The sequence below is a fragment of the Hydrogenophaga sp. 2FB genome (assembly GCF_005503365.1).
In the GTDB taxonomy this organism is placed as follows: Bacteria; Pseudomonadota; Gammaproteobacteria; order Burkholderiales; family Burkholderiaceae_C; genus Hydrogenophaga.
This window is the reverse complement of record NZ_SCML01000014.1, coordinates 64,790-78,568: the sequence shown is the minus strand read 5'-3', so window position 1 is coordinate 78,568 and position 13,779 is coordinate 64,790. Positions and strand designations below refer to the sequence as shown.

General features: G+C 65.1%; 11 protein-coding genes. 2 read left to right on the top strand and 9 right to left on the bottom strand.

What is annotated here, in order from left to right:
- Position 1: 1 nt before the first annotated feature.
- On the bottom strand, positions 2-1,099 hold the full coding sequence (locus FFS09_RS10645) for an acyltransferase family protein (protein ID WP_171019969.1): 1,098 nt from the start codon (positions 1,097-1,099) through the stop codon (positions 2-4).
- Between the two features lie 87 nt (positions 1,100-1,186).
- Between FFS09_RS10645 and FFS09_RS10640 the strand changes: the two genes are divergently transcribed.
- Positions 1,187-1,879, top strand: a complete 693-nt coding sequence (locus FFS09_RS10640; RefSeq protein ID WP_137918846.1) for a 4'-phosphopantetheinyl transferase family protein — start codon at positions 1,187-1,189, stop codon at positions 1,877-1,879.
- Between the two features lie 191 nt (positions 1,880-2,070).
- Positions 2,071-3,522 (top strand): oligosaccharide flippase family protein, encoded by a 1,452-nt coding sequence (locus FFS09_RS10635; protein ID WP_137918845.1) that lies wholly within the window; start codon positions 2,071-2,073, stop codon positions 3,520-3,522.
- Between the two features lie 34 nt (positions 3,523-3,556).
- Here the strand turns inward: FFS09_RS10635 and FFS09_RS10630 are convergent, their stop codons facing one another.
- The 8 genes from FFS09_RS10630 to FFS09_RS10600 are packed head-to-tail and all read right to left on the bottom strand — an operon-like array spanning position 3,557 to position 13,776.
- Entirely contained in the window at positions 3,557-4,867 is a 1,311-nt protein-coding gene (locus FFS09_RS10630; RefSeq protein ID WP_137918844.1) for a putative O-glycosylation ligase, exosortase A system-associated, read from the bottom strand.
- Positions 4,868-4,872: 5 nt separating this feature from the next.
- Entirely contained in the window at positions 4,873-5,040 is a 168-nt protein-coding gene (locus FFS09_RS30620) for a hypothetical protein (RefSeq protein ID WP_171019967.1), read from the bottom strand.
- The gene (locus FFS09_RS10625) at positions 5,037-6,209 is read right to left on the bottom strand and encodes a glycosyltransferase family 4 protein (protein ID WP_137918843.1); all 1,173 of its coding nucleotides are present in this window, start codon (positions 6,207-6,209) and stop codon (positions 5,037-5,039) included. The genes FFS09_RS30620 and FFS09_RS10625 overlap by 4 nt, the downstream gene beginning before the upstream one ends.
- Complete coding sequence (locus FFS09_RS10620) at positions 6,206-7,387, bottom strand: glycosyltransferase family 4 protein (RefSeq protein ID WP_137918842.1); 1,182 nt, start codon at positions 7,385-7,387, stop codon at positions 6,206-6,208. Before FFS09_RS10620 ends, FFS09_RS10625 begins: the two co-directional genes overlap by 4 nt.
- A 13-nt stretch (positions 7,388-7,400) precedes the next feature.
- Positions 7,401-8,525 (bottom strand): glycosyltransferase, encoded by a 1,125-nt coding sequence (locus tag FFS09_RS10615; RefSeq protein ID WP_171019966.1) that lies wholly within the window; start codon positions 8,523-8,525, stop codon positions 7,401-7,403.
- Positions 8,522-10,633 (bottom strand): NAD-dependent epimerase/dehydratase family protein, encoded by a 2,112-nt coding sequence (locus FFS09_RS10610; protein WP_137918840.1) that lies wholly within the window; start codon positions 10,631-10,633, stop codon positions 8,522-8,524. Before FFS09_RS10610 ends, FFS09_RS10615 begins: the two co-directional genes overlap by 4 nt.
- 31 nt (positions 10,634-10,664) lie before the next feature.
- A complete protein-coding gene (locus FFS09_RS10605) occupies positions 10,665-12,572 on the bottom strand; it encodes an XrtA/PEP-CTERM system amidotransferase (RefSeq protein WP_137918839.1) in 1,908 nt (635 codons plus the stop codon).
- A gap of 1 nt (position 12,573) precedes the next feature.
- Positions 12,574-13,776 (bottom strand): TIGR03087 family PEP-CTERM/XrtA system glycosyltransferase, encoded by a 1,203-nt coding sequence (locus FFS09_RS10600; RefSeq protein WP_137918838.1) that lies wholly within the window; start codon positions 13,774-13,776, stop codon positions 12,574-12,576.
- Positions 13,777-13,779: the final 3 nt, after the last annotated feature.

Genomic DNA, 13,779 nt, shown 5'->3' with positions numbered 1-13,779 from the left:
CTCAGGCGCGCACGAGCCGCCGGGCCATGAGCCGAAACAGTTGGCGGTACCGGTCGCGGCGCAACTCGCCAACCTGGGCCACCGCCCACGTGAACAGGCAGACCACGGCAAAGGTGATCGCGTACACGGACCACGAAGGTGCTGTATAGCCCATGGCCTGCGCGCAGAGCAGCAACGTGTAATGGATCAGGTAGAACGTGAAGGTGAAGCCGGCGAGGAAACGGATCAGGCGCGCGCCGCGCTCCCCGAAGTCCCATCCGCAGTGCGCGGCGCCCACCACGAACAGCGCGAACAGCAGCGCCATCACGTAGTCGGACAGGACATGCACGGTCGAACCCGGATCAAACGGGCTGGGCAACCAGGTGCTGGCCCAGGCGTACAGCGCCTTCGATGCGGCATCGGTTTCGGCGCGAAGACCCGACAGGAAGAACGCAAGATAGCCCAGCACGGCCACGAGCATGAAGCACCAGGCCCATGCGCGTCCGACGGCCAGGCGGCCCATGCGCCGGTACAGGACCACACCGAACCACCAGGCCGGCCAGAGCAACAGAATGCGGGGCCCCATGATCAGCAGCACGACGACCACGGCCACCCGCCGCGTGTGCCCCGTCAAGTACAGCACGCAACCGAACAGCACGTAGTACCAGACCTCGTAGCCCAGCGACCAATAAGGCGCCATGCTCAGAGGCTGAATGGCGCCAAACCAGGTTTCCCCGAGGAACAGCCAGTGGAACGGGAGATGCAGCCAGAGCCGTGGATACTGCCAGTCCACCACGTAAAGGCTGGGGTCGAAGCGCATGCCGACCAGATCCACCGCCAGTGCGAACAGGACCGCCGGGATCGCCACCGAATACACCCGCGAAAGGCGCGCCAGCACATAGTGACCCGCACCGCCCTGGTTCTGCCGCTGACGGCTGGTATGGGCGATCACAATGCCCGAGATCACGAAAAACGCGGTGACGGCGTCATCGGCCGAGCGCTGCCAGGTCGCGCTCACGCCCTCGGGTGCGACATGCAGCAACGAGGAGTGCCCGACGTACACCGCCAGTGCGGCCAACACACGGCACAGATCCAGCCATACAGAAAGTGCCGGGGTCATGCTTGAAATCAGGATGAGGTCGATCGGCGTGCGCACCACAGGGGCGCGCGCGAAGTCATACGAGCCCGCTATCCTACCGGTCCAACGATGAATCCGATACCTCTGCCTTCCCTCGATGGGCCCACCATTCACCTGTGGTTGGTGGATCTGAGCGCGGGCGTGGATGTTCGCCCGGAAGCAACCCTGCTCGACGTGAACGAACGGGCCAAGGCGGCGCGCTTTCGCTTCGAACGCGATGTGCGCCGGTACACCGCCAGCCATCAAGCCTTGCGAACCGTGCTCGGCAGCTACACGGACCGCCCCGCCGGTGAACTGGTGTTCACCGAAGGTCCTTTTGGCAAGCCCCGGCTCAGCGGCGGCGGTATGCCGCACTTCAACATGAGCCACAGTGGCGATTGGGCGCTCATTGGCATTTGCGACGCCGTCCCGATCGGGGTGGACATCGAGCTTCTGCAGCCGATGGACGATCTGGCGGCCCTGGCGCGGCGCAACTTCAGTACGGAGGAGTTCGATGCGTTCCAGGCCGTCGCGCCTGGCGTGCGGCTTGAGGCCTTTCTACAGTGCTGGACGCGCAAGGAGGCCTGCCTGAAGGCGCTCGGCAGCGGTCTCAGCATAGAACCGCACGTCTTTCAGGCCGGACTGGGCACGCAATCCATCGACACGGCGATCGATGCCGGGGGAAACTTTTGCGCCATGAGCGTCTCTCACGTACCGCTGCCGATCCTCGCCATAGCGGCTTGCGCCAGCCTTCACGCCGGGGCATCGGAGTTGTCCGCTTAACCCCTTCCGCCTCTTCTCCGAATGGGGAATGTGGTGTGAAATACCGCATTCCTCCGGCCTTCAAGGGGCATATCCATGCTTTGGTTCAATACAATCGAACGGCTTTGAGACGCACAGCCCGTGGCCGCAGAGCATCTGGGTTGTGCAGCCCCCGCATGCCACTCGCATCCTGAAAATCCTGGAACCCACCGTTGAACTCGATCAGAAAAAAAATCGGTCTCCAGTTCCTGGTGAGCAACGGCGCCACGGTCGCCAACTTTGCCTTGTCGGTCATTCTGGCGCGCATGCTCACGCCAACGGACATCGGCATCTTCTCGATGAGCGCAATCCTCATCAGCTTTGCCCACGTGTTCCGTGACTTTGGTGTCTTCTCCTACATCGTCAAGGAGAAAGAGGTCACCGAACAGACCATCAAGACCGCATTGGGCGTGTTGCTGGTCTCTTCGTGGTCGGTGGCGGCAATCCTGTTTTTCACCTCCGGCCTGTGGTCCGGCTTCTTCAAGACACCGGAAGTTTCGGACGTGGTGAAGGTGCTCGCCATCGGCTTTGTCTTCATACCGTTCGGCTCCATTCCGTATGCCCTGCTCACACGCAACCTGGAGGTCAAGCGGACATCCAAGGTCACGGCGATCTCGGTCATCACGTACTTCTGTTCGACCATCGCGCTGGCGTACACCGGTCACGGGCACATGACCATGGCCTGGGCCAATCTGATCAACATCATCGTCACCGGCGCCGCCTACCACTGGTACTCCACCACGCCCATACCGTGGATGCCGAGCCTCAAGGGCTGGAAGAAGATCACCCATTTCGGCACCGGCACCATCGTGACCTCCACGACGGCGGCCCTGGATGCCGCGTTGCCGGACGTGATGCTGGGCAAGATGAGCACGCCTGCGGCGGTCGGCTATTTCAGCAAAGCCGCTTCCGCCGTGTCCTTGCCGTACACGGTGCTCAAGTCCACTATCGACTACTTCGCCCTGCCCTATCTTTCCAAGCTGCACCACGCCAACGAGAACATGGCTGTGGCCATCCAGCAGGCGTCGTCCTACATATCCGTCATCATCATTCCGGCCATGGTCTGGATGACCGTGATGGACCGGGAAATCATCCTCTTCCTCTTCGGTCCGCAGTGGGTGGCCAGCATCGATGTCATACCCTGGCTGTGCCTCGCGGGAGCCGCGGCGGTTCTGTTTCGACTGGTCGCACCCGCGTTGACGAGCATCGGCAAGCCTTACGCGGCGGCGGTGCCGCTGCTGCTGGTGCTGCTCATCAAGGTGGTCCTGGCCATCGTGCTGTTCGACGGCACACTGGTGAGCTTCGGCATCGCGATGGCCGTCGGACAACTGGTGGGCATTCCGCTGTACGCAATGGTCAACAAGATCTACTTCGGCCTCGGGTTCAGGATGTGGCTTCGCGGGAACGTGCCCATCCTGCTGATCTCGCTCATCACCGGGGCGGTCAGCTACCTGCTGAAAACCTACGTGCACTCGACGTTCCCGATCTTCTTCAGCCTGCTCTTCAACGGCGTGGTGTTCCTGGTGGTCTGGTACGCCTGCGTCGTGATCTTCAAGCCGCCGATAGAGACCGAGTTGCGCAACATGAAGAACAGCGCGGCAGCCCTGTTGTTCAAACGGGCCTGACCGGACGGGTTGGCTGGCTGCGCGACCCGGCAGGTCACGCGATCGGGGGCTTCTCCTGCATGGCCACCTGCTTGCGCACAAACTGCTTCAACACCTCCATCAGCATCATGAAGATGTAGGGAAGCTCGAAGTAAGCGGCGCTGAGCAACGAGCCCGTCACCACATAGGCCAGCAACGCCGCGCCCAACATGTCCGCCAGATCGGATGCCCAGCGCAGACTCGGGCCCCTTATCCGGACCATCTTGCGAATCTCCCGGAGCGTCAGAAACGCATTGGCGATCAATGCCATGAACAGCAGGATGCCGACGAAGCCCATGTCGCCCATCACTTCAAACCAGATGCTGTGGGCGGCCACCCCCGACAGGCTGAACGGCGGAATCTCCACAAACGGCAACAGATTGGGCGCATCCTTGAACGCGTCCCACACGGCGCTGGATTGCACGGCCCGGAACCCCCCGCCCACGATCGGATTGGCCACGGCAATGGCCGAACTCACCTTCCAGGCGCCGAACCGTCCCAGCAGCGAATCGTCCTCCTTGGCGCTTCCGATGGTTTCCATGCGCTGGCTCCAGGACTCCGGCGCCAACTGCACAACCACCGCGGCGCTGATGGCTACCAGCACAATGCCGATCAATCGTTGCCGGCTCTTCATGAGAATCCAGAAGACGATCACGCAAAGGCCGATGAGGGCACCCCGCGACGCAGTGGCCACAACGGCAAACGCAATCAAGGGCAGCATCACGGCAAATCCCAGCTTCGTGAGCTTTTGGGCCGAGACCTGGAACAGGTAGTACAGCATCGGCAGTGCCATGAGCAACACCATCGCGAAGTGGTTGTTGTCCCCGAACTTCGGAATGCCCCTGGCGTTGTGAGCGCCGCCACTGGCGATGAACTTGAGCCCGTCCAGTGCGCCGTGGAAACTGGTGGCCAGGGCAACCATCACCACCATGGCGTGAATGCGGTAGCGCGAGGTCACGAACACCGGCATCAGAAGGCAGAACAGCACCGTCTTCGCCACATTGCCGAACAACTCCCAGTTGCGCCCCAGGCCGGGATAGGCGAACAGCGCAACAAAGAGCCCGTGCGTGGCAAAAAGGATCATCAGAACGCTGGTGCGGTTGAGTTCGATGCGCTCGAACTTGTCCCCACCACTGCGCATGAGCAGGGCCCCCAGCGTCAGCAGCGCAAAGACCTGCACGAGTGGCACCACGCCCATGAAGCCGAACACATAGCTGCTTAGGGCAATCAGGCCGGCCCAGCCCCACAGCAGGTACGCGACGAACGCGTTCGACAAAGCCATCGGAAGGAACAGAAAGATGGCCGCAAAAGCCAGCAGATCGCGCATCGGTCTTACCTGGCTTTTTTGTGCTTGACGGGTGCCGGAGCACTCTCGTCAACCTCGGTATAGGAAAAGATGCCGAGCGAACCGTTCTTGGGGTTGCGGCTCATCCGCCACACCCCGCGCAACAGCAAGCCGAACAAAACGAGCTGGGCAAACAGCAACAAGGCTTCGGTCATGCGATTCTCCGAAAGAGGTCGAGCTGGCCGTGCGTGGTGGGGTCCCAGGAGAACGTTTCCGCATGGGCACGCGTGGCTTCGCGGGCCGGCAAATGGCTCACGAGTTCCTGCCAGGCCTGGGCCAGTGCGGCGCCATCGCGGCGTGCCATGAGGACACCGGCCTCGGGGCGGCTCACCACCTCGGGCGTTCCCCAGATGTTGGTGGCGATCACCGGTGTACCACACGCCATGGCTTCCAGCAGCACGTTGGCCCAACCTTCCCGGCTGGAGCACAGCGCCAAAGCGTCGGCGGCGCTGTACCACCACTTGAGTTCGGTTTGAGGCACCACACCCACCCAGTGCACACGGTCGCTGACGTTGAGCCGTTGCGCCAAGGCCTTGAGTGCGCCCTGCTCCGGCCCACCGCCCGCGATCAGCAGCTTCAGGCCGGGAATGGAAGGCAACGCCTCGATCGCCACATGGTGGCCCTTGCGTTCGATCAGGTGTCCCACGGACAAGAGGTACGGCCCCTCCGCGTCCAGCTTCAGACGCTCGCGGGCGGCCGCGCGCGACTCTGGCACAAAGCGCTCGAGATCCACCCCGTTGCGCAGGGTATGCAGCTTGGCCCCGTCGGCGCCCAATCCTTGCAGGGTATCCATGAGCGCCTTGCACACGCCGATGGAGCCGCTCGCGCGGCGGGCGGTCTCCAGGATCAACTTGCGCGGGAACGGGTATTGCGGAATCAGGTTGAGGTCCGTGCCCCGGGCGGTGACGACGAAAGGCTTGCCCAGCCACTTGGCCAGCAGCCCGGCGGCAACGCCGTCCGGGTAGTAGTAGTGGGCATCGATCAGGTCGAAGTCGAAGCCCTCCTTCTGCAGTCGCCGAAGGGTGGGCAGCGCGGCCAGCGCCATGGTGTATGGCGCCAGGTTCATGCCCACCTTGGGCAACAACACATACCGAGGGTGATGAACCTCGATGCCATTGCGGTGTTCCCGCCGGGGGGTGGCGGCGAACTGCGCGTACTCGCCAAAGCGCTTGGCCCTCGAGGGGAACCACGGCACGGGCGCCACCACCCGCGCCTCCACCTCACCGGTCTTGAGCAGCTCGCGCAGGCGGGTCTCGACAAAGATGCCGTGGATGGGCCGCACCTCGCTCGGGTACAGGCTGGAGAAAAGAAGGATCTTTTTCATGTGAGCTTCTTCACCAGGCCGACCACCCGGCGCGCATTGCCCAGCCAGGTCAGGTCCAGCCGGGCAATGGTGTCGTGGGCGGAGCTCGCCAACCGGTTACGCAAGACCTCGTCCTTGCACACACGGGTCAGGGCGTCCTGCATCCCGATGGGTGCGCTCTCGTCGAACAGGAGCGCATTGTCTTCGTGCACCAGCACTTCCCGCAGATTGGGCGTTGCCGGCGCGATGATGGCTTTGCCCAACACAAGGTACTCCATCAGTTTCAGCGGCGATGCATAGGGCGTCACGGCGGGCTGCAGCGCCACATCGAACGCGGCCACATGCGCGGGCACCTGGTCGCGGTGGATCACGCCGGTGAACGACACGCGATCGGCCAGGCCCAGGCGTCGGGCCTGCTGCTCCAACGCATCGCGCACAGGGCCGTCGCCCACCACCAGCAGATGGGTGTGGGCGGGTGCCTGGGAGGACGCCATCCAGTCCACCACGCGGTCCACGCCGTGCCAGTCGCGCACGAAGCCCGTGAACCCCAACACCAGCCGGCCCTGCAGGCCCAGACGGGCCTTGGCTTCGTCCTGGCGGGGCGCCTGCGCGAAGTGAGCCCGGTTGATGCCATTGGGGATCACCTGGATGCGGCTGTCGGGCACGCCACGGGCGCGCACGTGGTCGGCCAGCACGTCGGTCACCGGCAGGACGCAGTCGGCGCCGCGCCAGGCCACGCCTTCGGCCCAGCGCGCGAGGCTTTTCAATGCGAGCCCACCGCTGTGTTGGGAGCGTTCGAGCACCAGGGGGGCATTCACCTCCAGCAACAGCGGGATGCCCAGGCGCTTCCTGGCCATCAACCCACTGAGCAGGAACAGGTTGTAGCGCTCGTAGATGACATCGGGCTTGAAATCGCGCGCGGCCTTGATCAGCTTGCGGTACGCCAGCACGCTGTACGCCAGTTCCATGAGCTCGTACATGGCCTTGGGCATCCGCGCCTTGAGCCAGTGCACCCAACCCATGTCGCTGCCCATCTTCCCGTTGCCGCCTTGACCTGGCGCGCCCGCATCGGGCTCGTCGCCGCCCGGGCTGACCACGCGCACCTCGTGCCCTTCGCTGCGCAAGGCCTCGATCATCTCTTCGATGTGAACGGCCTGGCCGTCTTTCGATGCGGTGCGGTGGTGGTACAGGATTTTCATGGGTCGAGCGGCGTCATGCCGTCGGAGATCGGTGAAGTTGGCCATCAAACACCCGCTTCCATTGCGCGGTCATGAGGGCCTTGGAATACGCCGACTGCACCTTCTCGCGGCCGGCCTTCGCCCAAGCGGGCCACATCGGCAAACGCTCCAGAGCGCGCGACAGCGCGGCCGCGAACGGGCCGTCTTCGGGTTCGCAGAGGTTGTCGGGCGAAACGTCCGCCAGGATGTCGCCCACGTCACCCACGCGCGTGGCCACCACGGGCATGCCCACCGCCATGGCTTCGAGCAATGCGATCGGCAGTTGCTCGGTGTCCGACGACAAGGCGAACAGATCGAAGTCTTTCAGGCGCTTGGAAGGATCCTTGAGATAACCGGTGAACTCCACGTCGCCTTCGACGCCGAGTTGCTCGGCAAGCGTCTGCAGATCGTGGCGTTGGGCGCCATCGCCCACCACGACAAGGCGGGCGGAACGCCGAGCTCGCACGCCAGCGAACGCGCGGATCAGCCGCGCGATGTTCTTTTCAGGCCGAAGCCCGGCCACGGTACCGATGCACACCGGCCGCCCGGCATCCGCGCCGGGAAATCCGGCACGCGCCTCGGCAGGAATATCCACGCCGTTGGGAAGAAAGCTCACCCGGCTTGCCGGCAATTTCCAGATGCCTGTGGCGATGCGCTCCAGGTTGCGCGACGCCACCACCACCGACACGCGGTTCCAGCCCAGCAACACGCGCCGCATCCACACGCGGCGAGGCAGTTGCTGCGCGGCTTCTTCCGGTCCGAAACCATCCTCCACGTGCACGTGCCGCACCACGCGAGGCAGGTTCGCCGCCGCCCACTCAATGGCACCCCAGTTGTAGGACAGCAGCAGATCGGGCTTCAGGCGCTGCAGCACGGCGCGAAAGGCACCGCGGTTGGCCAGTGCGCCGCCCTTGACCACGTCGAGCAGCAGGGGCTCCCATTGCACGGCAGGGTCGAGCCGCTCGCCGGCGTCGAAGCAGTTGTCCATCGCAACGACGATGTGGCGGTAGGCCGGCCCCAGCGCGTTGGCCAACTGCACGAACCGCGCCTGCGGCCCTCCCAGCTTGAAGGTGGAGAAGGCGTGCAGCAGCACGCGTTGCGGGCGCGCGCCCTCGCTCATGCAGAATTTTCCGCGGCATGCACCGCCATGGCCTGGCGGTGGAAGGTGGCCTGGTCGGCCACCGGTTTCCAGCCCAGATCCTGTTTGGCATTGCTGCAGTCGACGCTGGCCAGCAGGCCACGCGACAACAGATCGCGCTTGAATGGCCGGGGCACGGAGCGGCCGGTCACGCGCTTGATCAGCCATTTGCCCATTTCCACCAGCCACAGCCCCGTAGGGGACGACGGCACGAACTTCACCGGCCGACCGATCGTCCTGGACAGATCGGCCAGGTACTCCCGCGCGCTCGGGCGCACATCGCCCACCAGGTTGTAGGCACGGCCCGGCGCCGACGGCGCGGTGACCGCGGCCACGATGGCCGAGGCGCAATCGCCCACCAGCACCCAGGGCAGCGCATTCTGGCCACCGTTCCAGCCCACGCAGTACTGGTCGTTGTTGAAGAAGCCCAGGCCGCTGTGGAAGGGCGAGGTCCCCGAACCCACCACCAGGCCCGGGCGCATCAGCACGATGGGGAATCCGGTCTGTCGGTGGATGTCCATCAAAGCCTTGTCGGCCAGGGCCTTGGCGCGGGCGTAGTCGGCGCGTGTTTCGGGCCGTGGGTCGGGCGGCGTGTCGCCGGTGATGGTCGAGCCTTGGTCACCCAGGTACAGGCTGGCGATCGAACCGACGTGCACCATGCGCTGCACGCCCGCGGCGCGGCACGCCTCGGCCACCATGACGGCGGAATCCACCATCGCGGCGCGGATGGCCTCGAAGTTGGGACCGCCCCCGCCGTGCGCGAGGTTGATCACATAGGGAGCGCCGGCCACCGCGCGTTCGACATCCGCCTTGCTCTTGACGTCACCGCGCACGATCTCGACACCGGGTCGGCTGAAGACGGGTTGCAGGTTGGTCACGCCGCGCGCCATCACCCGCACGCGATGTCCCTGGTCCAACAAGGCGGCCACGGTGTGCGAGCCGATGAAACCGGTGCCGCCGAGCACGGCGACCAGCTCGCCGGTGGGCTCGGACGCGGGCACTTGCGCGGCGCGCGCGGGCAGTGGCTTGAAGGCCGCGGCCATCTGCTCACAGACGGCCACCAGCTCGGCGCCGAAGTCCAGGTCGATGCGCGGCTTGCCCTGGGTCTCAAGTTCCTTGTAGAAGGCTTGCAGGCTGCCCTTCATGCCCAGGTAGAAGGGGTCGGAACGGGGCTTGAGTTTGGCCGTGGCCAGAACGTAGTCGCGCAGCACCGCGAAGCCTTGCGCCGCCACCTGCTTGCCCGTGGCGCGCGCCGACAGCCAGGCGTCCACCGGCTCCATGTAGGCGGTGCGCTCCATCGTGTGGAACTGGTTGGCGAACATGTCGGCCACCGCCACGCCGTCGTCGCAAACCACGGTCATGCGGCACACGGTGAACTCGGCACCCACGTGGAAGCGCATGTGGGCGGGCATGCGGTCGCAGCGCAGCGACACCTGACAGGCGTTGTGCAGACCCACACCGGGCGAAATCTCCACTGGGTCTTCGGCCAGCAACGAGAGCTCGCGCACCGATCCGGCCAGATCGAGCACCTGGGACAGCGGGTGTACCGCCTGCTCCAGCAGGATGTTCAAGGGCTTGCGGAACATCCAGTGGCCGAACTGGCGGGCGGCGAGTTGCCGCAGCGGCACCTCGTACACGTAGTCGAGGTAACGCGGCTTGCCCAGGCGGCCGGAGGCGATGGCCTCCTTGAGTTGCACGTATGCGGGGTTGAACACGAGGTTCTGGTTCACGCCGATGATGGCGCCCGACCGCGCCGCGGCTTCGCGCATCTGCTCGCATTCGGCGGTGCTCACGCCCACGGGCTTTTCCAGCAGCACGGTCTTGCCCGCCGCAATGAACGGCATGGCGGAGGTCAGGTGAAAGTCCGGTGGCGTCAACACATGCACGGTGTCGGCGTCCGATGCCGCGGCTTCCTCGATCGTCTGGAACACCTTGCCCGCGCCGAACTCCTTGGCCAGACCCTGGGCGGTGGCGGCGTTCACGTCGAACACGCCATACAGCTCCACACCCGCAATCTCGCGCAAGGCGGCGGCATGGGTCTTGGCGATGTTGCCGGCGCCTACCAGCACCACTTTCTTCTTGTTGTTCACGGAAATCCTCTTTAGATGAATTCGTTGCGCATCAGACGGGCGCGCTTTTCGCGTTCTGCCGCAGGAATGCGTCGAACATGATCAGCATCCACAAGGCTGTGGAATGGTCGTACTGGCTGCTCAGGTGTTGCTTGACCATGCGTTCAAGCACAACGGCGTTGAAGTAGCCCGAGTCCAGCATGCGCGGGCTCAGCACCGATTCGCGCATGCGCTGCGCCAGCGGGCCGCGCAACCACTGGGCCAGCGGCACGGAGAAGCCCATCTTGGGCCGGTACAGCACGTCGTGCGGCAGCAGCGGCTCGAACGCCTTCTTGAACACCGCCTTGCCCTCCCCACCCTGGATCTTCAGATCGCTGGGCAGCGTGGCCAGCCACTCGATCAGCTTGTGGTCCATGAGCGGTTCGCGCACCTCCAGCGAATGCGCCATGGCGGCGCGGTCGACCTTGGTGTTGATGTCGCCGACCAGCCAGGTCTTGTAGTCAAGGTACTGGATCAGCGCCAACGGGTCGTCGGTCTGCGCGCGCTGCGCGTGTTCGCGAAACACCTCCAGGGCGTTGTAGCCGCCCAGCTGGCGCTGGAACGCGGGGGAGAACAAACGCGCGCGTTGGTCGGCGCGCAGGTGCGACATGCTGTGGTGGTAGGCCTCGACGCTGTCCATAGCCATGGCCTGGAAGGTGGTCTTGGCGCGGAACATGCGCGGCGCCCAGTCGGCCTTGGGGTAGATCTGGCCAAGCGCGCCGAACAAGGGCCGGCGCAAACCGTGCGGCAGGCGGTTGCGCACGCGCTCCTCGCCCAGGTGCATGCGGTAGCGCCGGTAGCCACCCAGGCTCTCGTCGCCGCCATCGCCCGACAGCGCGACGGTCACGTGCTTGCGCGCCATCTCGCAGACGCGGTAGGTCGGGATGGCGGAGCTGTCGGCGTAGGGTTCGTCGTAGAGCCAGGCCAGGGTGTCGATCAGGTCGAAGTCGTCGCTCTTGACGACTTCCAGGCGGTGGTCGGTCTTGCAGCGGTCGGCGACCTGTTGGGCGAACTCGGACTCGTTGAAGCGTGGATCGTCGAAGCCGATCGCGCAGGTGTGCACCGGCGTGTCGGACAGGCCCGCCATCGTCGCGACCACGGCGCTGGAATCGACGCCGCCCGAGAGGAATGCGCCCAGCGGCACGTCCGCGATCAGGCGCAGCTTGACGGACTCGCGCACCCGGTCGCGCAACTCGGCTTCGGCATCGGTCTGGCTGATCGGGTTGTCGTTGGTGAACTGCACGTCCCAATACGGCACTGGCGCGGGCTGGTCGTCGTCGCCCCGGCGCAGCAGCAAGGTGTGCGCCGCTGGCAGCTTGTGGGCGTTGCGGTAGATGCAGCGCGGATCGGGCACATAGCCGAACGAGAAATAGTCTTCCACCGCCAGCGGGTCGATCTCGCGCACGAAGCCCGGGTGCGCGGTGACCACCTTGAGTTCGGAGCCGAAGATGAAGGTGCCATCCGGCAGCCACGCGTAGTGCATGGGTTTGACGCCCATGCGGTCGCGCGCGAGGAACAGTGTTTGTTGTTTGCGGTCCCAGATCGCGAAGGCGAACATGCCGCGCAGGCGGTGCACGCAGGCCGTGCCCCAGGCCGAATATGCGTGCACGATCACCTCGGTGTCGCTGCGCGTGCGAAACACGAAACCCAGGGCCTGGAGTTCGGGCACGAGCTCCTGAAAGTTGTAGATCTCGCCGTTGAAGACGATGCCCACGCTGGCGTCCGCATTGAACTGCGGCTGCTGGCCCGTGGCCAGATCGATCACCGAGAGGCGGCGGTGGCCCAGGGCCAAGCCGGGTTCGAGGTGCAGATCGTCTTCGTCAGGGCCGCGGTGCGCCTGGATGTTGTTGATGCGCGAAGCGAGCGCGCGGTCGTAGTCGCGCAGACCCCGCGTGTCGAACATGCCGGAAATGCCGCACATGTCAGTGAGCCTCCTGCAGACAGGCGTCGATGCCGCTCAGGTGGGCCTGCCAGCTGAAGCCCTGCAGCACGAAGCGGCGGGCCTCCTGCCCCAGCGCTTGGGCTTGCGCGGGCGCATCGAGCAGTTGCTGGAGCGCCTGCAGAAAACCGTCGGCATCGTCGGCGCGCAGAAGGCCCTGCTCGGCGCTGGCGCCAATGGCATCGGCGCACGAAGGCACCGTGATCACCGCCTGTTCCATGGCCATGGCCTCGAGAATCTTGTTCTGGATGCCGCGCGCCACGCGCAAGGGCGCCACCACGGCGGCTGCGTGCTGCAGATACGGCCGCACATCGGGCACCGTGCCGGTCACCACCACATGCTCGCTGGCCAAGGCCTGCACCTGCGCGGAGGGGCTGCGGCCCACGATGTAGAAGCGGGCGTTCGGCCAATGCGCGCGCAAGCGCGGCAACATGTCGGCCACGAACCAGCTCACACCGTCGATGTTGGGCCAATAGTCCATGGCGCCCGTGAACACCACGGCTTGCTCACCGTTCACGAACGGGTTCTCCCGTGCCGGATCGGGTGCAAAAAAATCGGCATCCACGCCGTTGCTGAGCGACTGCACGCGGCCCGTGGCCTCGGGGGCTTGAGAGAGGAACAGCGCGGTTTCGTTCGGCGTGACGAAGAAAGAACGGCGCGCCTGTTGCGCGACTTCGCGCTCGTAAGCCAGCAGACGCGCGCCTTCGCGCCGGTACACGGCCGACATGGGCCAGCGGTGTGCCGGTGCGTACTGCGTCCACTTGGCCGAATCGACGTCGACGAAATCGACCAGCATCGGCACCTGGGGCGCCAGTGGCTGCGCGTACTGCGCCATGGCCGATGAGAACACCACGCTGGCCTGCGGCGCGTGCGCATTCGCCACCTGCTCCACCCAGCGCCGCATGCCGGCGTTGCGGTAGTAGGCCAGCGTCAACGCTTCACCGCGCAACAAGCCCGTGGCGCTCATGAGTCTGGCGGTGCGCGGCTGGATGCGCTCGACATGAAGGTCGGGGCACATGGCCTTGAGCGTGGGCAGGTGCTGCTCATCGTCCGGGTCGTCGATGAAGGTGCCCAGGAACACGCGGTGCTTCTGCAGCAGATGGCGCAACAGGTGGTACGAGCGCACCTTGTCGCCCTTGTTGGGCGGGTACGGCAGGCGGTGGACGAGGTACAGCAGGTTGGCCATGGT

Excerpts from the sequence above, each read along its gene's own strand:
- FFS09_RS10600 (WP_137918838.1), bottom strand. The coding sequence starts at position 13,776 with ATGGCCAACCTGCTGTACCTCGTCCACCGCCTGCCGTACCCGCCCAAC.
- FFS09_RS10625 (WP_137918843.1), bottom strand. The coding sequence starts at position 6,209 with ATGAAAAAGATCCTTCTTTTCTCCAGCCTGTACCCGAGCGAGGTGCGG.
- FFS09_RS10630 (WP_137918844.1), bottom strand. The coding sequence starts at position 4,867 with ATGCGCGATCTGCTGGCTTTTGCGGCCATCTTTCTGTTCCTTCCGATG.
- FFS09_RS30620 (WP_171019967.1), bottom strand. The coding sequence starts at position 5,040 with ATGACCGAAGCCTTGTTGCTGTTTGCCCAGCTCGTTTTGTTCGGCTTG.
- FFS09_RS10645 (WP_171019969.1), bottom strand. The coding sequence starts at position 1,099 with ATGACCCCGGCACTTTCTGTATGGCTGGATCTGTGCCGTGTGTTGGCC.
- FFS09_RS10620 (WP_137918842.1), bottom strand. The coding sequence starts at position 7,387 with ATGAAAATCCTGTACCACCACCGCACCGCATCGAAAGACGGCCAGGCC.
- FFS09_RS10640 (WP_137918846.1), top strand. The coding sequence starts at position 1,187 with ATGAATCCGATACCTCTGCCTTCCCTCGATGGGCCCACCATTCACCTG.
- FFS09_RS10605 (WP_137918839.1), bottom strand. The coding sequence starts at position 12,572 with ATGTGCGGCATTTCCGGCATGTTCGACACGCGGGGTCTGCGCGACTAC.
- FFS09_RS10615 (WP_171019966.1), bottom strand. The coding sequence starts at position 8,525 with ATGAGCGAGGGCGCGCGCCCGCAACGCGTGCTGCTGCACGCCTTCTCC.